This is a genomic window from Flavobacterium sp. UBA6135, assembly GCF_002428305.1.
Taxonomy (GTDB): domain Bacteria; phylum Bacteroidota; class Bacteroidia; order Flavobacteriales; family Flavobacteriaceae; genus Flavobacterium.
Map to the genome: position 1 here is coordinate 1 of NZ_DIVJ01000005.1, position 20,073 is coordinate 20,073.

A 20,073-nucleotide genomic window follows, 5' to 3' on the forward strand; every position below is an offset into this window, starting at 1 on the left:
TCATTAACCTATATAAAACTGCTGCTAAAATTGAAGAGGCTAACGAAGCTTTGAAAAAAATTGCAGCATCTGGTAGAAAAGTACTTTTCGTAGCTACCAAAAAACAAGCAAAAGATATCGTAGCCGAGAAAGCTGCTGCCGCTAACATGCCGTATATTACGGAAAGATGGCCTGGTGGTATGCTAACAAACTTCGTGACTATTCGTAAAGCTGTTAAAAAAATGGCTTCTATTGATAGAATGAAGAAAGATGGCACCTTTGATACACTTTCTAAAAAAGAAAGACTCCAAGTAGATCGTCTTCGTGCTAAACTAGAGAAGAACTTAGGTTCTATCGCTGACATGTCTAGATTACCTGCTGCATTATTTGTAGTAGATATCAAAGCTGAACACATCGCAGTAAAAGAAGCTCAAAAATTAAACATTCCAGTTTTTGCAATGGTTGACACCAATTCTGACCCTCGTCAAGTTGAGTATGTTATCCCTTCAAATGATGATGCTTCTAAATCAATCGATAAAATTTTATCATTAGTAACCGGTGCTATCATTGAAGGTCTTTCTGAAAGAGGATCTGAAAAAGATAGCGATGCTGTTGTAACTGAAGATACAGTAGAAGAAGTAGTAGCAACAGCTGCTCCAGCAGTGGAAGCAGAAGAAGCTAAAACAACTTCAGAAGAATAAATAACATTAAATTCCAATAGGAAAAATTCCAAGTTCCAAAAAATTGTCTCTCTAAAAATTGATGATTTAATAAAATTGGAATTTGGAATTTGATTATTGGAATTTGTTTTTTTACAAAAAAAATTTAAAACTTAAAAATAGATACAAAATGGCAACAATTACTGCTGCAGACGTAAATAAATTAAGACAAACTACAGGTGCCGGAATGATGGACTGTAAAAAAGCTTTGGTTGAAGCTGAAGGAGATTTCGATAAAGCTATACAAATCCTTAGAGAAAAAGGGCAAAAAGTGGCGGCTAACCGTTCTGACCGTGAGTCTAGTGAAGGTGCTGCTGTTGCTTTTATAAATGCAGACAAAACTAAAGGTGCTGTAATTACTTTAAACTGTGAAACAGATTTCGTAGGTAAAAACGAATCGTTTGTTTCTTTAGCTAAACAATTAGTAGAAAAAGCAATCAACTTTGCTTCGAAAGAAGAATTTTTAGCTTCTTCATTTGATGCTAACATGACAGTTGCTGAAAAATTGATTGAGCAAACCGGAGTTATCGGAGAGAAAATTGAAATTGGCGGATTTGAAATTTTAGAAGGTGCTTTTGTTGGTTCGTATGTACACGTAAACAAAATTGCAGCTTTAACTGCTATTTCATCAGCAATTGCCGATGCAGAAGTTTTAACAAAAGACATTTCTATGCAAGTAGCTTCAATGGGAGCAGATACTTTATCATACAAAGATTTTGATCCTGCTTTCGTTGCTTCTGAACTTGCTGCTCGTATTGCTATAATCGAAAAAGAAAATGAAGAAGCAAAACGTTTAGGAAAAACATTGAAAAATGTACCTAAATATATTTCTTTCTCTCAATTAACAGAAGAAGTTTTAAAACAAGCAGAAGAAGATGCTAAAGCAGAATTAAAAGCAGAAGGTAAACCAGAGCAAATTTGGGACAAAATTATTCCCGGAAAAATTCAACGTTTTATCTCTGATAACACAACTTTAGATCAAGAAAAAGCATTACTAGACCAAAACTTCATCAAAGATGACAGCAAAAAAGTTAGTGATTATGTTAAAGGCTTCAATGTTGAAATTACAGGTTTCAAAAGAGTTACTTTAGGGTAATTTTATCCTGAACTTGATTCAGAATCTAGACATTTTAAAACCTCAATTGTAATGATTGAGGTTTTTTGTTTTTAATAATGACGAAAAGTGGTTACTTTTGATTTGCCACGAAGAAAAAAAGACACTAAATTCTTGACTGAGTAGTTGAAAATTTTTGTTGAATTGTAACATCATTAGAAATAAAATACTCAAAAAATGACAAAATCACTACTATACAAAATATTTATAATCTTGGTTTTTGTGAATGGCTGTAAAGCTCAATCAGACAATAACACTATAGTAGGTATTAATAAAGATATTGAAACCTTAAATTTAAAAGGCCCTGTAAAAGAGATAAAATCGGTTGTCACTACTAATAATGAAGATCAATATTCAATACAAAATATGTTGTTATTCAATAGTGATAATCGTGTTCGAGGTTATGTTCTCTACAAAAATGGGCTTTTAAATAAGTCATATCCCTGGTTTTATGAATTTGATCAAAAAAATAATGTTTATAGACTACCATCGCAAAATCATATTAGAGTTATAGATACTATAAAAATGTGGAGTCATTATGACATGACTGAAGACCGATTTTCAGGAAAAATACTATATGATAGCATAGACTTGAAAGACAAAATGAAATTTCAACCCAAATATAGTTTCATAGAACATTTTGGAGAGAGCAACTTAGAACAGGATATTTATAAATTATTTGTCAATTACTTTAGAATTGACAGATTTGATAAAACCTTAAATGTATTCTATTATAAATATGATATAGATACTAAAGGCAGAATAGAAACTCGAAAACACTATTCAAAAGGATTTTATAATTGTATAAATTATAAAGATTCTATAAATGAGTTTCAAAAAGAACCTTTCAAATATCTCAAAGACGAGGAAGATTTGGATTATAAATGGGATTATTATTATGATGGTGAAGACCGTATTGTAAAATTAATTTTAACAAATGTGACTGTAGAAAATGAGAGGGACGGTATGAACATAAGGAATAAATTAATTTATGAATTTGAGTATAATGCGAAGAATAAAGTTAAAGAATTAAAGATTTCTTCAACAGGTACTAAAAGTCCCGAACCAATTCTAAATAAAAAATACAAATATGAATATCACCCAACAGAAAATTATTTAATAAGTAAGGAAATAGTTCTTGATTCAATCTATTTTTATAAATATCATGATGGCGGTTCTACTGAATATACAGACATTCATTCAAAAATACATTATAATGAACATGGCGATATTATTAAAAGAGAGTTTTTAAGTGAAAGGAGTCAAATAATTAATGCTCGAAAAGACCCTTATGAAGAGTGGTGGCGAAATCCGTTTGCACCACGCTTTTATGAATATGAATATGATAAACACAACAATTGGATAAAATGCACAGCTTATCTTAGAGGTGTAAAAACCCCAAAACCGTCATTAGTTATCGAAAGAGAAATAACATATTATGAAGATTAAAACTAATTTTCACTATTTATGAAGTTAGAATAAGCTACATTCATTTTTCATAAACTCGATTCAAATTCCATACACTAAACCTCAATTTTATTGAGGTTTTTTTATTTAAATCAAGGGTGAAAATAGAAAATTAATTTTATGATTTAATTCTCTTTTATATTATCTATTTCTTTTATATTTGAAATAAGCTCAAAAAAATCTAACGTGTTGAAAAAAATAATCCTTCTGCTTTTAATTATACCTGGTTTAATAACTGCTCAATCCAAAAAATACCAAAGTTTACTCTGGGAAATTTCCGGAAACGGTATTGCTAAAAACTCCTATTTATATGGTTCAATGCACGTAAGTGAAAAAATATCCTACCATTTATCAGATGCTTTTTTCAAACATTTGTTAGAATCTGATTTTGTGGCAAATGAGAGCGAACCAAGTACTTGGTCAGAACTTTATGATATTCTACCCAGCGAGGATTTCAATTATTACAAAAAATTTTATCAACAGTTTTACTTAAAACCACTTGACAAAAGAGGTTTGATTGAATTGTTTCGGGCTCAAAACTATACCATGGATAATTTATTATTCAGAACAAACGAACACGGTAAAGATTTTCAAGAAGAAACCTATTTGGACATGTTTATTTATCAAACAGGTAAAAAGTATAACAAAAAAACTATCGGCTTGGAGGGAGCAAAAGAATCGATGATGTTAGTCATGAATATTGATTATGATGACGCCATGCCAAAGGAAGAAAACATTCTAAAAATTAGTCGTATTCTAAAAAACAAAAGTTTTGAAGAAGCACTTTCAGATTTTTATAGAGATAAAGATTTGGACATGATAGACTCTTTATTGACCTTGTCATCCACGGAACCTTTCTTAGATGGCATGCTTTATAAAAGGAACTATAACATGGTAAAAAGCATTGACTCCATTGTAAAAAAAGGAAGTTTATTTGCCGCAATTGGTGCTGCTCACTTACCCGGAAAAAAAGGTGTCATTGAGATGCTTCGCAGCAAAGGTTATACTGTAACTCCGGTATTTGATAATTATACTGAAAAAGGCAAAACGATTAAAAAACAAATTGATAAATATTTTACCAATCCGGTTTTGGAGACAAAAGTTTCTAATGATGGCTTTTTATCTCTTCCTTTGTTTTCAATGATAATCCCATCAAAAGAAGATTACAACAGTCCTGATTTATCCAATGGAGGCTATATTAATGTCAAACGATCGCTGTTATTAAATTTCTTAAAAAAGAAAAAACAACATATTTCTCACACCACACTCGATAGTTTGTTTTATGAAAACATACCCGGAAACATCATTGAAAAAAAATTTTTTGAAGGCAAAAACTTTGTAGCTTATGATATTAAAAACCGAACAAAGACAGGTAACGACCAAAGATATCGTTTTTATGTAACTCCTTTAGAAATCATAAGCATTAACATGATTGGAAATGGTGATTATGTGAACCAATATGAAAACGAGGTTTTTTCTAAAATAAAATTAAGAAACACAACCAATGAATGGCAAAAAGTAACCCCTAAAAAAGGAGCTTTTGAAGTTTCAATTCCTGATTATCACATCATTTATGGAAATCAAAACAATGCTAATAAATATGAAGACACCGAAATTTATGCCTTTGACAAAGATGAAAATGCCTATTACTTTGTATTAGAAAGACATTTAAATGACAAATCTACTCTTGAAGAAACGGCTTATGAATTAAAGAGAATTCAAGAAGAATTTTATACCCAATATGACGCAACAGAGGATTTTAGTGAGGTATCAAAATCAGAAAACAGCTATCATTCCAAATCAACTTTATACGAACAACCTGTTCAACTTAAAAGTTTTTTAAACGGTAGCAGCTATTATCTTTTGGGAACTGTTAATGCGAGTGAAAAAAAAGCAACGCAATTTTTAAACTCTTTTGAACTTAAACCTCTTACTATCTCCGAAGAATTTGAAGTTTTAAATGATAGTACCGGTCACTTTCAGGTAGAAATTCCAAGAAAGCCTAATGAAATTTTATTTTTAAGAACTCACAAAAAGGCTTCTCACAAAAAAAGTAAAAAAACCAATCATTTTAAAAGTGAATCCAACAACTTGGTTATAAAATCAGCGAGTGGAAAATCAATCCACTTAGATTATTATAAATTTCATAAATATGAGTTTGAAAAAAATGCAGACTCTACTTTATTGAACTATAAAAAAGTATTTCAACAGAGCAATGATCTTGAATTTGTTGAAAATGAAATTGCATTTGAAAATTTTTATGAAGATGAAGAATGGGGATATTATGATTCAAATGATGCTGCTTATTTCAATTCAAAGTGGGAGACAGAACTTGGTTTAAACGCTGCTTCCAAAAAGAAAGCCTCACAATTAACCATCATAGCTGAAAATACAGAAAAAAATAATGCAACAGGAGAAATAACCTATAACGCGTTGATTTCAAAAGCAGATTCACAACAAGCTTTAAAATTAAAAGCAATTTTTAAAGATGGAATTACCTACCAACTTCGAACTTTAGTTGCTAAAAACTATCAAAATAATGATCCGTTTATTGAAAAAGTATATCAATCTTTTTCACCAACAACTACCGATTTTGAAAATTCATTATACCAAGCTAAACTTAAAAATTTTATTGAAGATGCCAAAAGTCCACATGACAGCATTCGTTATTCTGCCTTAAAATCTATAGGCTTTCTTAAAATTCAAAAAGAGGAAATCAGCACCCTACAGGAATTTATAAATCAATTTGAATTTAACGCTGATGAAATTGAAACACTTGCCGCTCTTTATGAAAAAATTGGTCATTTAAAAGACCCTGCTGTAATTCGTTTTTTAGAACAAAATTATAAAAGAGACAACATAAGCACGTCATTACAGCTTTCCATCTTAAAAGGTTTGGCTCATCAAAAATCAAAAAAAGCGTATGATAAAATTCTTGAGCTTATGGTTTATGATTTACCCTTATCCACTAATAAATTTGAAATAATTAACCTTATGGGATTATTTCAGAAAGACCTAGCAAACAGTCAAGTTTTGTTTCCTGATATTTTTCAATTTTATAGCATTAGAGAATACCAAGAACCCGTTATTTCTTTTTGTGCGGCACTGCTAAACAAAAAAATGATTCAACCCAATAAGCTGAAATCTTATAAAAAAATGATTTTAACCAATGCCAAATTGGAATACAAAAGAGTGGCAGGATGGAAATCTAAAAAGAATAATGATGCAGAAATTTACGGTAATTCAGAATCTGTTAGTGGCGATTTGAAAAAATACATTCAACTCATCTATCCATTTAAAAAAGAAAAAGATTTTGAAACACTGATTTCAAAAATCATTGCTTTGGATATTGAACCGCTTCAATTAGAAATACTTCACATTGAACTAAAAAACAAAACTACAATTGACAAACAACTTGTTAATAATTTACTTTCAAACAAGCAAACACTTTTTGCAACATATCAAATGTTATATGATGCCAAAGAGTTTCAATTTCTTGAAAACATTACAGACGAAAATTTAATTGAAGCTGCAATAATTCATTTGGATAAAGTAAATTCAAAGAAAGAAAAATTGGTTTTTATAGAGAAAAAAAATCTTGAACATGAAGGTAAAGACATTGGGTATTGGTTTTATAAAATGATTCCTTCAAAAGAAGATGACACTAATTATTACAATATGCAATCTGAGAAATTGCTATGTATTGCTTTTGTTTTAGACAAAAACAACAATTGCAACCCAAAAGCTTATTTCAGCCCAATTCAAAAACAATTGATTGATGATGAACTCATTCCTTCCTTAATGACAGAAATGATGGATGAATCAATTCATAAAAAGCGTGTTCGTGCTTCATTTGGTAAAATTGAATCTGATTATGATCGTATGAATATGATGGGGTTTTATTAATTGATTTAAAAATGAAAAACAACGACCCACTTCATGGCAAAACATTACAAGTTATTCTTGAATTTCTTGTGGATTTTTATGGTTTTGAAAAACTTGGTGAGAAGATAAAAATCAAATGTTTTACTGAAAATCCTTCCATCAAATCAAGTTTGACTTTTTTAAGAAAAACCGATTGGGCTCGAAAAAAAGTTGAAGAATTATATTTACAAACTGTTTTAAATCAATACTCATGACAACCCTTAAAAACAGATGTGCCTGGTGCGAAAAAGATGATCTTTACAGAAAATATCACGATGAAGAATGGGGAAATCCTGTTTTTGATGATGCTAAGTTATTCGAATTTCTTATTTTAGAAACATTTCAAGCCGGAGTGAGTTGGCATTTGATTTTAAAGAAGAGAGAGCATTTCAGAAAAGCTTTTCTTGATTTTGATTATAAGCAAATTGCCTACTTTGGCGATTATGAAGTACAAGAATTAATGAAAGATGCGGGAATCATACGAAACACATTAAAAATAAAATCGGCCATAAGTAATGCAAAAGCTTTTATAAAAGTGCAGGAAGAATTTGGATCTTTTTCAAATTTTATTTGGGGTTATGTGGAAGGAAAGCCAATTATGAATCAATTTACTTCTTTAAGCGAAGTCCCTGCATTTACACCTTTAGCAGAAAAAATCAGTAAAGATTTAAAAAAGCGTGGTTTTAAATTTATCGGACCAACTACCATGTATGCTCACATGCAAGCCACCGGAATGGTAAATGACCATTTATTAAGTTGTTGGAAAAGAAGTTAATTTGATTTTAAAATTTTCAAATAACTGGCTCTTGAAATTTCAAAAGCTCCTAATTTTTCCAGATGGTCATTGTGCACTTGGCAATCTAACAAATGATAATTGGCTTCTTTCAATTGTTGAATGAGTGAAACAAAAGCTACTTTGCTGGCATTTGACACTTTGCTGAACATGCTTTCGCCGCAAAAAACATGACCTAAATCTACACCATATAAACCGCCTACTAATTCGTTATTTTGCCAAACTTCTACTGATTTTGCAACACCCAATTCGTGCAATTTAAGATAGGCTTCCATCATGGAATCTGTAATCCATGTACCACGTTGTCCCTTACGTTTACTGGTTTGACAATTCTTTATAACCTCTGGAAAATTTTGATTAAAGGAAACTTCAAATAAATTTCTGTTAAGAATATTTCTCAAGCTTTTCGGAATTTTATAATCATGCGGGTTAATTACCATTCGTTCAGACGGACACCACCAAAGTATTGGTTCATCATCATCAAACCAGGGGAATATTCCGTTTTGATAAGCCAACAACAGTCGCTCTTCGCTTAAATCTCCACCAACGGCCAATATCCCTTCATAAGAAGCTTCTGTAACCGGCGGAAAATATAATTCAGAAGTCAGAAAGTACATAATTCAAAACAATAAAAAGTTCAATATTTCTGTGCTACAGCACTAACTTACCCCCGACTTCAGTCGGTGGACAATCTAAACTCATAAAATTAAATAGTCCAATCCGACAGCACTAACTTCCCTCCGACTTCAGTCGGAGGTCTTCATCCTGACTTCAGTCAGTGGAATTTGAAAAAATTAAAAAAATCCCAAACTCCAAACATAAAGTCTTGGAATTTGGAATTTAAAATTAGTGCCTTTATTGATTAAAAAGGTAAATCGTCGTGTTCTTCTTCATTAAAGTTTGTTGCCGGCTCAAAAGCTTCTGCAGCAGGCATTGGAGGCATTGCAGCAGGTGCTTCTGCTTGTAATTTTTCAATTCTCCAACCTTTAATCGAATTGAAGTATTTTGTTTCTCCTTGCGGATTTACCCATTCTCTTCCTCCTAAATTAATTGAAACTTTTACATTTTCTCCAACAGCAACCGTGTTCAATAAGTCCGTTTTGTCCTGAACAAATTCAATCATGATACTTTGTGGATACTGCTCTTCTGTGGTGACAACTAATTCTCTTTTTTTAAATGTTGGGCTTACTTGTTGTACATCTCCAACAACTTTTACTTTTCCTGAAACTTCCATAATTTTAAATGTTTAATGTTACTATTGGCTTATACTTATACTCTTTTGGCTAATAAAACTTTCCAAGCGGCATTCGCATCTTGTTGGTTTAAATATTCTTTGGCTTTGTGATGCACTTTCATTTCATCTGCTGAACTCAAAACACCTTTTACCTGAATATTTTCTTGTACAAATATATTAATTTCTTCGTTGGTTGGCAAACTTTCTACATTCCCCAACATACCTAAATCATTCCCGTCAAAAACAGGGCTTCTTTTAATAAAATCCGGTATTTCATCTACTCCAATTCCTAAAGTGGCCAATGGCTTTGGTATTTCGAAAAGGCCTTGATTGGAACGCGAATACCAATGACCTCCCATTCTTGAAACCAAATCAATTTTGGCTTGGTCAATGGCTCCTTTTTCATCTAAAATGGTTTCAGAAATATGAAGTTTTAGTACTTGACAAATAATTAAATTTCCGGCTCCACCTTCTGTTCCTAAAGAAATAATGTCGTTTACTTTACATTCAAATTGAACCGGACTTTCCGCTACCCGAAATGGTTTCACACTATCTGAAGGCAACATGGTTAATCCTGATTTTAAAAACTCATTCACCCCATCAGGATATTCTGTACTGGAAAGCGACATTTGTTGCACGATATCATAATTCACCACGTTAATAACAACTTCTCTCGTTGCTTCACAATTTATCAACGTATGTTTTATGGTATTATCTCGAACTCTTCTTGCCGGAGAGAAAATTAAAATAGGTGGATTGGAACTAAAAACATTAAAAAAGCTAAAGGGTGATAAATTTGGGTTGCCGTCCACATCAATGGTGCTGGCAAATGCAATAGGTCTTGGCCCTACTGAACTTTGCAAATAGCCTTGCAATTGAACCGGCGAAATGGAATCAGGTGAAATACTAATCATAACAAAATGTAGTTTATACAAAAGTACTAAAATGACCTTTAAATTAGTTTGATTTTTTCATTTCAAACAAGATTTACTACATTTAACCTAAATATTTTGAAATGCAATTTTCCGAGAGCAGAAACATCACCCGTTGGATTCTTATTTTTTCTTCCTTTGTAATCATTTCTTTGATTCTATGGAACACCTTTACGTTCTTTCAAATCTTCAAAGAAGACGAACGTATGAAAATGGAACTTTGGGCTGAGGCACAAAAATCATTGAATACAACAGACACCAATACTGACATTGAACTGACTTTGATTTTATTAAACAAAAATACAAGTATTCCGTTAATTTTAACCAATGCAAACGACAGCATCATTGACGGAAGAAACATCGACCCGTTGTTATTAAACAATCCGGAAAAATCTGTTGCCTTGATTAACAACTTTAAAAACGAAAACACTCCTATCAAAATTGAATATGACGAAGGAAAATACAACTATTTATATTACGGCAACTCCCCTTTAATCAATAAATTAAAGTACTATCCCATTGCATTATTGCTAATCATTTTGTTATTTGCATTATTGGTTTTCAATTTTTATAAAACTTCTAAAATTGCCACCCAAAACAAACTTTGGGCCGGAATGGCAAAAGAAACCGCTCATCAAATTGGTACTCCTTTATCGTCATTAATTGGTTGGTTAGAAATTATGAAAGCCAACAATTATGATGAGACGATCATTTCTGAAATTGAAAAAGACATTCAACGTTTACAAACCATAACAGATCGATTTTCAAAAGTGGGATCAGAACCGATTTTGGAAGAGAAAGACATCGTTGCAGAGACAAAAAATTCATTTGATTATTTACAATCCCGTTTTTCAAAACAAGTTGAATTTTCATTTTCAGCACCTGATAAAGAAATCATGGTTTTCTTAAATCCGGCACTTCACAGTTGGACTATTGAAAACCTCATCAAAAACTCGGTGGATGCTATGAAGGGCAAAGGTGTTTTGGATGTGAATATCATTGAAATTGAGAAAGAAGTAAACATTTATATTTCTGATTCAGGAAAAGGAATTCCGAAAAACCAATTCAAAAAGATTTTTGAACCCGGTTATACCACCAAAAAACGCGGCTGGGGTTTAGGGCTTTCCTTAACCAAACGCATTGTTGAAGAATACCACAAAGGAAAAATCAGAGTACAACATTCGGATGTGGGAAAAGGAACAACAATGTTGGTTAGTTTTAAAAAGGCATAAAAATATCCCGAGTTCATCGGGATGTTTTTTATAATTGATTTTGGATTTTTAAAACCGTTGCTTCAAATTCTTCTTTACTCAAAGTTACTTTCCGCTGAAATCGCATATCATCCATTTCTTGTAGCGGAATTAAATGCACATGAACGTGTGGCACTTCCAAACCGACAACAGCTAAACCAATTCGCTTACACGGAATTGCTTTTTCTAAAGCAAGGGCAATAGTTCTTGAAAATTGCAGTAAAGCCAAATAATGGTCTTCCTCCATTTCAAACAGCTTGTTGATTTCTTGTTTTGGAACACAAAGTGTGTGACCAATAGCATTGGGATTGACATCCAAAAAAGCAATGAAATTTTCATTTTCTGCTATTTTATAAGATGGAATCTCGCCGTTGATTATTTTGGTAAAAATGCTCGCCATGGTTCGCTATTTAATCTCTTGAAACTTCTAAAATTTCAAATTTTAAGACACCGTTTGGCACGGTGATTTCGGCAACATCACCAACTGATTTGCCTAATAAACCTTTACCAATTGGAGACGTAACAGAAATTTTTCCGGTTTTTAAATCGGCTTCACTTTCTGCAACTAAAGTATATTTCATCTCCATGCCGTTGGCTTGGTTTTTAATTTTTACGTTAGACAGCACCAATGCTTTTGTTAAGTCCAATTGTGACTCATCAATCAATCTGGCGTTAGCATATATTTCTTCCATTTTAGAAATTCTCATTTCTAATAAACCTTGAGCTTCTTTTGCTGCATCATATTCGGCATTTTCAGACAAATCTCCTTTATCACGAGCTTCTGCAATGGCTAGAGATGCTTTAGGACGTTCCACATGTTTTAGATGTTCTAACTCGTCTTTTAATTTTTTTAATCCTTCTGCGGTATAATAAGATACTGTACTCATAATATATTCGTTTATATAAATAGAAAAAATCCCACTTGCACGGGATTTCTCTCTACAAAGATAGTATTTTTAATTTTATTTTAATTTTTTTCGTCCCTTCGAACAATACAAAGTTAATTAAATTAAATTTGTTTTCATTTCCTTTAACCAATTTTTAAAATGAGAAAAGCGATTTTAGTACTTATTTTTAGTTTCACGCTATTAAATTGTGACAGCGACGGGTTTAACAACAACAATCCGTATCTGCCCAATTATAGTTTTTCGTTTGATGTCAACATAAATTTGCCTTCTTACAGTCAACTGCAATTTGTGAGCAATGCCGTTTTAATCACACAACCTGGTGTTGGAGTGAATGGCATTATCGTTTTTAATACGGGAAGTGGTTTTAATGCTTTTGATGCAGGTTGTCCAAACCAACCTTTGACATCCTGCTCTACGATGACCATCAATGGCATCAATGCGGTTTGTCCGTGTGATAATGTGGAATACAGTTTGTTCACCGGTCTTGGAGGATTGCAATATCCTTTAAAAAGATACCGCGTGGAAGTATTGGGAAATATTATAAGAGTTTATAATTAACAAAAAACCCTGATTTCAAGATCAGGGTTTTCAATAGTCTATTATTAAAACAGCAAGGTCAAACCAACCAAAAAGTTAATTCCCGCTTGCGGATAAAAACCGGCTCCTTCTATCGTTGAAATCGTTCCGGGGTTTGAAAAATCATCGTCATAAGTATAGAAATACCCATTGCTCTCATATTTTAAATTGAAAATATTATTCACTAGAGCATTAAATCGCATGGTTTTAAAAACCTTATTGAAGTTGATTTCATAAGAAACATTCAAATCGTTCACAAAGTAGCTATCTAATTTTGAACTTTCAGCATCGATATTACCCATATATTGTTCTCCAACAAATTTAGATAAGAAAGAAAGCTGTAAGTTTTTTAACGGCATAAAGGTCAATCGATTCGCGGCAATAAAGTTGGGTGAAAAAGCAATGTTAGTAGTACCTAAATTCTCTAGAACACCATCACGTTGAAAAACAAAATCTTGGTTTTTGTTTTGACTTAAAGTGACATTAGGTTGTAAAAACCATTTTTCAGTTAATTTCAGTGTAACATCAACCTCCAATCCAATTCTGTAACTATCGCCACTGTTTGCTCGAATTGGAGCTCCCACATCATTTAATTCGCCCGTCAACACCAATTGATCTTTGTATTTCATAAAATAACCATTCACATTTAATTGTGTTTTTTCCGTCGCATGTCGCCATCCTAATTCAACATCATGCAATTGCTCCGGTCTTGGATTGCCGTTTTCATAATCATTACGATTCGGCTCTCTGTTGGCTTGTGCATAAGATAAGTAAAAATTATTTTTTTGATTTAAAGTATAAGTAACCCCCGCTTTTGGATTGAAAAAATGGAACGTATCATCAACAATTCCCGTTTCGGCACCATTGGCTGTGAAATTTACATTTCGGTATTGAATATCACCAAACAAACGCCATTTTTCAGTTAATTGATAGTTTAGTTTAGAAAATAAATTGATGTCTCTTTTTGTTGAAAAATCATCATAGTAGCGGTCTCTAATTTCACTTTGCGAGGCATAACGTGCCCAAATGATTTCACCAAAGTGAGCACCTTCATAGTTGTTGATGCCTCCACCTAAAATTAAATCTACCTTTTCTTTTTTATAATTGGCCGAAAAAGTAGTCCCATAAAAATCATTGTCTAGCCAACGACGACGGATTAAATCGGTTCTGTTTATAATTTCTCCGCCAATTTCAACGGGCTCCAAACCATAGACTGCAAATCGTTGGTTTTGTCTGTATTGTTCAAAATAACCTCTCCCGATGGTATAATGAAAGGCTAAATTAGTGCTCCAATTGTCGCTCCATCGCTCATTCCAATGCAATTGGTAATGGTCTTGTTGGTAATTATCGGTTTCGTTATCATAAAATTTCATGTTGCCTTGGTCATCAAAATACATTCCCGCAACATTAAAGGTTCTGTTTTTTTGTCGTAATTCCGGGTCTTCTAAACCATACCAAGCTTGATAGGTTTTTTGATTGCCTCCAAAAACCAATCCTTTAATTAATGTGGTTTCGCCAACATATGTACCTTGCAAAAAATAGGATTTTAAATCAGAAAAAGCCCTGTCAATATAACCATCAGAATAAATAGTGGATAATCTTCCAGCAATCTCAAATTTATCATTCATCAATCCGGTACTGAATTTCAAAGTGTGTTTTCTGGTGTTAAAACTTCCGAAAGAGTTGGAAATTTCTCCATTGGCTTCTTGAGCATAGGAATCCGTTAAAATATTCAAACTGGCTCCAAAAGCTCCCGCTCCATTGGTTGAAGTTCCAACACCGCGTTGTAGTTGTAAACTTTCAGTAGAACTGGCAAAGTCGGGCATGTTTACCCAAAATGTACCTTGACTTTCTGAATCATTGTAGGGAATTCCGTTGATGGTTACATTGACACGTGTCGCATCAGAACCACGCACTCGAATTCCGGTATATCCCACTCCGGCTCCGGCATCGGTTGTGGTAACAACTGACGGCAAATAATTCATCATAATCGGAATATCTTGTCCGAGGTTTCGCGATTGAAATTCTTTCTTGGTCAGATTGGAAAAGGTTACCGGTGTTTGTGCGGTTACACGAACTGCACCAACCAAAACCTCATCTAATGAAATTTCTTTTGCTTTGATGGTGTCATTAACGGTTTCTTGTGAAAATCCGGAAAAGGAATAAAAAAGTAAGCCTGCTATGAAATACCTGCTAAGTGACCTTGAGCCATTTTGGCGATAATTGAATAAAGTTTTCATTCGTAAAAAATATACGAATAAAAGGGGTAATTATTCTTGGTTAAAAATTAAAATTGATACTCTTGACAGCAAAACAAACGTGCACTTTTGTTTTTTTGTCTAATCCCTAAACAGCATTACCTGTTCCAGGTTCGTTGGGTATGATCTCAGCTCGTTTTTTAGAGCACCCCTTTGAGACGGGGCAAAGATAGTAAAAAATTTCAATATCAAAAGGTAATGGGTTATCGGGCAACGAAAAGTTTTTTAGCCTCGTATTAAGCTGATAAAACGGATTTTTGATTCGTGATAAATTTAAAAATTAGCTTAAAAATCGGTCAATTGTATTTAGGGATTTACCAACTATTACCTAGTTACCCATTACCTTCTAAACATCTGGTCTCTTTCTGTTCTGTTTAATTTCTGAAGTCGTTCGTTTTTCCTTGATTCGTTTTTCGATTACGGAACGAGGGATTTTAGTAGGTTTTCTTTTTTTAGGAACAATCAAAGCGTTTTGAAGTAATTTTATAAATCGTTTGATTACAATTTCTTTGTTTTTTAGTTGGCTTCTGTCTTCGTCACAAGCTAAAATCAAAATGGATTCTGAAGTTAACTTTGTTTTTAATTTTTCTGAAATCAGCGTTTTCTCATCATCGGATAAACATTTGGACGCGAACAAATCAAATGAAAGCACCACTTTTGAGGAAACTTTATTTACGTTTTGTCCTCCGGCTCCACTACTTCTGACCGCTTTAAAAGTCAATTCCGTTATGATTTTTTCACTATCCATTATTGCGGTTGATGAGGGGCTTTTAATAAATCATTTACCGTTTTAACGGGATTAAAAGTAATTAGGGGTACTTCCACAAAAACAGTTAGCCATTTTGCCATGCCGCCATTCCACAATCCGGGTAATTCATAGGCTTTTAAATCTTTGCCGCCTTTATTTTTATAAACAATAAATCCGCTGTTATAATCTACAAATTGCATCAAATCAAATCGCGAACCTTTATAATTTCGAATACCACAAACCAAATCAACCGGATTAAAGTGGGTGGCACTTTCAAGAATTTTCGCCTGATGAGCATCCGCTGTATCAATTTGTGACGTTTCTACAATTTGTAAAAAAACCTGTCCTTTATTATTGGTTACCCAAAAAGGACCACCGCCGGGTTCGCCTTCGTTTTTTACCATTCCGCAAACTCGAATTGGTCGGTTGAGCAATTTATGAAGGTAATCTATTTTACTTTGTTTGGTAAACATTGCAAAATCATCACTTACCGTTATATTGAATTGTGTTTCTAAAAATTCTACCACTTCATAAATAGTATCCTTAGTAAGCTGATGAGCGTCTAATTCATTGAGGTAGTGAAATACTTTTTGTTGTTTTTCGAGCAAAACTCCGGCTAATGCTTTTTTGTACAAAGCAATGGTAGCTATGTGATTTTGGATAATATTATCTATGTTTTTGATGAATACCAAATCAGCATCTATTTGATTTAAATTTTCCAATAAAGCTCCGTGACCACCGGGCCTGAAAATTAAGTTGCCATTTTCATCCCGAAAAGGATTGTTCTTCATGTCAAAAGCGAGACTATCAGTTGCTTGATTTTGATAGGAATAATTGACGTTAATTCGAATTGAGTTTTGGTCTTCAATTTTAGGTTTTACTTTATCCACAATTGCATCAAAGGCTTTTTGATGTTCTTCTGAAATTGTAAAATGCACATAGGCTTTTGAACTAGAACTGCCATATATAGAAGCTTCAATGAGATGCTCTTCGATTGGCGTTGCAATATGGGTTGGATAGTGATGAAAGGGCAAAATCCCTTTTGGTTTGTTGGAAAAATTAAAGTCGCTTTCTGACAACATAGTTTTAATAAAAGCATAATCTTTCTTATCTTTTGACCATTGACTATATTCCGGATACTTGTCTTTGGTAGCTTTTAGAATTTCATTATAAAACGGAAATTTCTCCATTCCAATTAAAAAAAGCGTCACGTTTCTAGCTTTTTTTCTATTGACATAGGCATTGATACTCTCGGTTTCCGGATTGAAATCGTGTAAAAACTCCAATAAAAATTTAAACATTCTACTAGCGGCTCCTGATGCGGGTACAAACTTTTTGAGTTTTAAATGTTCTTTTTTGGAGTCAAATAAATTAGAAAAATAATTGGCTCCTTCTGCAGAAAGTGTTTCAATACCATCGCCAATTTTTGCAACTCTATTCAATGCTGCATGAGGAATACCCTCTTTCAAAAAAGCAACTTGCTTGATAATCTTTGAAACAGAAACGGTATGGTGGTAGAGTTGGACAAAATCTTTAGAAGTAAATCCAAATGCTTTTGCTTGTTTTAATTCGTCTATAATAGCAATGGCTTTATTCAATCTCACTTCTTTTGTCCCAGAGATTTTTATATAAGGTTTTTTCAAATCAATTAACGCTTTTTCAAATTGTAGCAGCGTTTGCTCTCTATTTTCAGGACGATCTCTCAAATCATCTTTTTGCCATGGCACATCAACATCTGTAAGCAAAAAAAGATCATAGTTGTGTTCTCTGGCTGCTTGTTCTAAAACTGTTCCTGTTTTGCCATAATACAAATCGGAAAAGACTTTAGTAACTAGTAAAGTAGTATCCACAAACAAAACTTGATTTGCCGTGTGTAAGGCTTCATTTTCCAATTTAATTTGACCAATGGCAATGGGTAACAAATCGTCTTCTGTACAAATTTGCTTGGAACTGTCCCATTTTTGCTGCAAATAATCACGAGCAAATTCAGGAATCCAAGTGGTTGTATAGTGTTTTGCCAACTGTTTTGCTAACGTTGTTTTTCCGGTACTTTCAGGACCGTATAAAGCAATTTTTATAATTTCGGTTGGTTCTTGTTTAAGTGCTTCTTCCATTCGATATAGCCAAAAATGGCAATAATTGTGAAAATTAAATATTGGATACTGGTAAAGGTATATCCTTTAAAAAAATACAATGGAACTGAAATTACATCACCTATAATCCAAAAAATCCAATGTTCTATTTTTCGTTTAGCCATGAGCCACATACCAACAAAAAATAATCCGGTGGTTAATGTGTCAACATAACTGTACCAAGTTGTAAATTTATCAAAAAAATCATAGATAACTACTACAGCAATGATTGTTAAAACAAAGATAACGCAGCTCCAAATTTTTTCTATTCTTGAAATTGACGCAATTGGAAATTGAATTTCATCTCCTTTTTTACGTGACCAATGGTACCAACCGTAAACACTCATGATGGAATAATAACAATTGATTATCAAATCACCTAAAAGTTCCCACTGCCACAACAAATAAATAAAAATGGTGGTACTGACAATTCCTGTTGGAAAAACCAGTATGTTGTCTTTTTTGGCATACCAAACACTTGCTAAACCAAACAAAACACCCACAATTTCAAGAACGATAGCGGTGGTTGTATACTCATTATATTGGGAAAATAAAAACTCAATCATGATTAAAAAAATTAGGATTGTTTTCAAAAGCTGTTCCAATCACCACCAAATCTGCTCCGTGATCAAAGGCCTCTTGAATTTCCTTGTGGCTTCTAATGCCGCCACCAACAAGTAATGGAACAGAAATAGCAGCCGTTACTTTCCGAATCATTTCCAATGGAACGGCTAATTTTGCTCCGCTACCGGCTTCTAAATAAATGAGTTTGTTTCCTAAGTAGGTTCCGGCTACGGCAGTTTGACAAACGTAATCGCAATTATTTCTGCTTAGTGGTTTGGTTTTGCTGACTTGTTCCACAGCTGTTTCACTCCCACTTTCAATCAAAATATAGCCTGTAGAAATTACCTCTAAAGCTGTTTTTTTCAAAATCGGCACTGCATTCACTTGATGGTCGATTAAATAATCGGAATTTCTTCCGGAAATTAAACTCAAGAACAAAATAGCATCGGCATGCTCAGAAATTTGTGATGGATTGCCGGGAAATAAAATGATGGGTAGTGTAACTTTTTCTTTTAACCTTTGAATCAATGTATCCATAATTTGATTGGAAACGCTACTACCGCCCACAAAAACATGAGTTGCCGGTGAAAGTTGGATTTTCTCAATAAGCGTTGGCAAATTATTCAACACTATTTTATCAGGATCTAAGAGTATTGCAATTAATTTTCTGTTGTCGCTCTTGGCTTGAACTATTTCTTGGTAGTAGTTTTTCATAGTTCTTTTTCCCATAACCAAACTAACGTATAGTTTTCAATTTCAGTAAAATACACCTCAAAAGGAATTTTTAGATCGTTAAAGTCCAATAAAGCGGTAGTGTTTTGATCCTCCATTTCAAAAGGACTCACAAAAATATGATCTTTGAAACTAATTCCCACTTCGTTTCTCACTTTAAAAACCGCTTCTTTCACGCCCCAAATGACAGTCAGTTTACTAACATAATCTGATGAATTTTCATCACAGTGATAGACAAAAGGTTCTTCGGCAAATTTACGAGCAATCTTTTTTATCAAATCACGCCGCAATTCCAAATCGATACCGCAATTTTTATTTGACAATATTATAGTAGAAAATTCAAAAGAATGCGATATAGAAATATGAGTACCGTCTTTTAAGTTGGGTTTCCCAAATGCATCATAATACAAATCATAATCGGTATAACCGGCGTGTTGCAACAACATTCTTACGGCTAAAAATCCTTTTTGATGGCTTTCTGATTTCATGTTTTCTAATCGAGCCAACGAAATATCTTTTAATGAAACGGCTCGAAACAATGCATCAAACGATTCAGAAATCTTCCAAACATAAACATTGGTAAAAGTGTCAACAACAATTCTTTGAAAAAAAGGCATAATAAAAAAGGCAATATCAATTTGTATTTCAAAACTTTAGCAAACTAAACAAATCACAAAAAATGGTAAAAGCTTTTTAAAATAGTAGCTAATTCCGTAAGTTTGCAAAAAATTTTAGCTAATATA

19 protein-coding genes are annotated in these 20,073 nt (G+C 33.0%); 8 read left to right on the forward strand and 11 right to left on the reverse strand.

Annotated elements, in window-relative coordinates:
* From rpsB to B3L86_RS01245, 6 genes are all read left to right on the forward strand, one after another.
* Window positions 1-680 (forward strand): 30S ribosomal protein S2 (gene rpsB / locus B3L86_RS01220; RefSeq protein ID WP_291114127.1); only part of this gene is annotated, 680 nt, incomplete at its 5' end.
* A gap of 148 nt (window positions 681-828) precedes the next feature.
* Window positions 829-1,794 (forward strand): translation elongation factor Ts, encoded by a 966-nt coding sequence (gene tsf / locus B3L86_RS01225; RefSeq protein WP_291114131.1) that lies wholly within the window; start codon window positions 829-831, stop codon window positions 1,792-1,794.
* A gap of 195 nt (window positions 1,795-1,989) precedes the next feature.
* Entirely contained in the window at window positions 1,990-3,261 is a 1,272-nt protein-coding gene (locus B3L86_RS01230; protein ID WP_291114134.1) for a hypothetical protein, read from the forward strand.
* Between the two features lie 207 nt (window positions 3,262-3,468).
* Window positions 3,469-7,185 (forward strand): TraB/GumN family protein, encoded by a 3,717-nt coding sequence (locus B3L86_RS01235; RefSeq protein ID WP_291114137.1) that lies wholly within the window; start codon window positions 3,469-3,471, stop codon window positions 7,183-7,185.
* Window positions 7,186-7,196: 11 nt separating this feature from the next.
* Entirely contained in the window at window positions 7,197-7,418 is a 222-nt protein-coding gene (locus tag B3L86_RS01240) for a VF530 family protein (protein WP_291114140.1), read from the forward strand.
* Window positions 7,415-7,978, forward strand: a complete 564-nt coding sequence (locus B3L86_RS01245) for a DNA-3-methyladenine glycosylase I (protein WP_291114143.1) — start codon at window positions 7,415-7,417, stop codon at window positions 7,976-7,978. Before B3L86_RS01240 ends, B3L86_RS01245 begins: the two co-directional genes overlap by 4 nt.
* Here B3L86_RS01245 and aat read toward each other — a convergent pair.
* From aat to B3L86_RS01260, 3 genes are all read right to left on the reverse strand, one after another.
* Window positions 7,975-8,613: a leucyl/phenylalanyl-tRNA--protein transferase gene (gene aat, locus B3L86_RS01250; RefSeq protein ID WP_291114146.1), complete on the reverse strand. Its 639-nt coding sequence runs from the start codon at window positions 8,611-8,613 to the stop codon at window positions 7,975-7,977. The two genes, B3L86_RS01245 and aat, sit on opposite strands and share 4 nt — an antisense overlap.
* A gap of 245 nt (window positions 8,614-8,858) precedes the next feature.
* Window positions 8,859-9,230 (reverse strand): DUF3127 domain-containing protein, encoded by a 372-nt coding sequence (locus B3L86_RS01255; protein WP_291114149.1) that lies wholly within the window; start codon window positions 9,228-9,230, stop codon window positions 8,859-8,861.
* Window positions 9,231-9,265: 35 nt separating this feature from the next.
* A complete protein-coding gene (locus B3L86_RS01260) occupies window positions 9,266-10,144 on the reverse strand; it encodes a flavin reductase family protein (RefSeq protein WP_291114152.1) in 879 nt (292 codons plus the stop codon).
* A gap of 101 nt (window positions 10,145-10,245) precedes the next feature.
* Here B3L86_RS01260 and B3L86_RS01265 point away from each other — a divergent pair, with 101 nt between their 5' ends.
* Window positions 10,246-11,394, forward strand: a complete 1,149-nt coding sequence (locus tag B3L86_RS01265; RefSeq protein ID WP_291114155.1) for a sensor histidine kinase — start codon at window positions 10,246-10,248, stop codon at window positions 11,392-11,394.
* A gap of 28 nt (window positions 11,395-11,422) precedes the next feature.
* On the opposite strand, the gene B3L86_RS01270 is transcribed toward B3L86_RS01265, so the two are convergent.
* Both B3L86_RS01270 and greA read right to left on the reverse strand, forming a co-directional pair.
* The gene (locus B3L86_RS01270) at window positions 11,423-11,812 is read right to left on the reverse strand and encodes an HIT family protein (protein ID WP_291114158.1); all 390 of its coding nucleotides are present in this window, start codon (window positions 11,810-11,812) and stop codon (window positions 11,423-11,425) included.
* 10 nt (window positions 11,813-11,822) lie between these two features.
* Window positions 11,823-12,299, reverse strand: coding sequence for a transcription elongation factor GreA (greA, locus tag B3L86_RS01275; protein ID WP_188361114.1), 477 nt, complete (start codon window positions 12,297-12,299; stop codon window positions 11,823-11,825).
* Window positions 12,300-12,458: 159 nt separating this feature from the next.
* On the opposite strand from greA, the gene B3L86_RS01280 reads away from it, so the two are divergent.
* Window positions 12,459-12,878, forward strand: a complete 420-nt coding sequence (locus tag B3L86_RS01280; protein WP_291114161.1) for a Rieske (2Fe-2S) protein — start codon at window positions 12,459-12,461, stop codon at window positions 12,876-12,878.
* A gap of 44 nt (window positions 12,879-12,922) precedes the next feature.
* Here the strand turns inward: B3L86_RS01280 and B3L86_RS01285 are convergent, their stop codons facing one another.
* The 6 genes from B3L86_RS01285 to B3L86_RS01310 all read right to left on the reverse strand — a co-directional run bounded on the left by B3L86_RS01285 (window position 12,923) and on the right by B3L86_RS01310 (window position 19,947).
* Complete coding sequence (locus B3L86_RS01285) at window positions 12,923-15,136, reverse strand: TonB-dependent receptor (RefSeq protein WP_291114164.1); 2,214 nt, start codon at window positions 15,134-15,136, stop codon at window positions 12,923-12,925.
* A gap of 364 nt (window positions 15,137-15,500) precedes the next feature.
* A complete protein-coding gene (gene arfB / locus B3L86_RS01290; RefSeq protein WP_291114167.1) occupies window positions 15,501-15,902 on the reverse strand; it encodes an alternative ribosome rescue aminoacyl-tRNA hydrolase ArfB in 402 nt (133 codons plus the stop codon).
* The gene (locus B3L86_RS01295) at window positions 15,902-18,016 is read right to left on the reverse strand and encodes a DUF4301 family protein (RefSeq protein ID WP_291114170.1); all 2,115 of its coding nucleotides are present in this window, start codon (window positions 18,014-18,016) and stop codon (window positions 15,902-15,904) included. Before B3L86_RS01295 ends, arfB begins: the two co-directional genes overlap by 1 nt.
* Window positions 17,977-18,600, reverse strand: coding sequence for a nicotinamide riboside transporter PnuC (pnuC, locus tag B3L86_RS01300; protein WP_291114173.1), 624 nt, complete (start codon window positions 18,598-18,600; stop codon window positions 17,977-17,979). The genes B3L86_RS01295 and pnuC overlap by 40 nt, the downstream gene beginning before the upstream one ends.
* Window positions 18,593-19,312 (reverse strand): geranylgeranylglyceryl/heptaprenylglyceryl phosphate synthase, encoded by a 720-nt coding sequence (locus B3L86_RS01305; RefSeq protein ID WP_291114176.1) that lies wholly within the window; start codon window positions 19,310-19,312, stop codon window positions 18,593-18,595. The genes pnuC and B3L86_RS01305 overlap by 8 nt, the downstream gene beginning before the upstream one ends.
* The gene (locus B3L86_RS01310; protein ID WP_291114179.1) at window positions 19,309-19,947 is read right to left on the reverse strand and encodes a 4'-phosphopantetheinyl transferase family protein; all 639 of its coding nucleotides are present in this window, start codon (window positions 19,945-19,947) and stop codon (window positions 19,309-19,311) included. The genes B3L86_RS01305 and B3L86_RS01310 overlap by 4 nt, the downstream gene beginning before the upstream one ends.
* Window positions 19,948-20,073 lie beyond the last annotated feature (126 nt).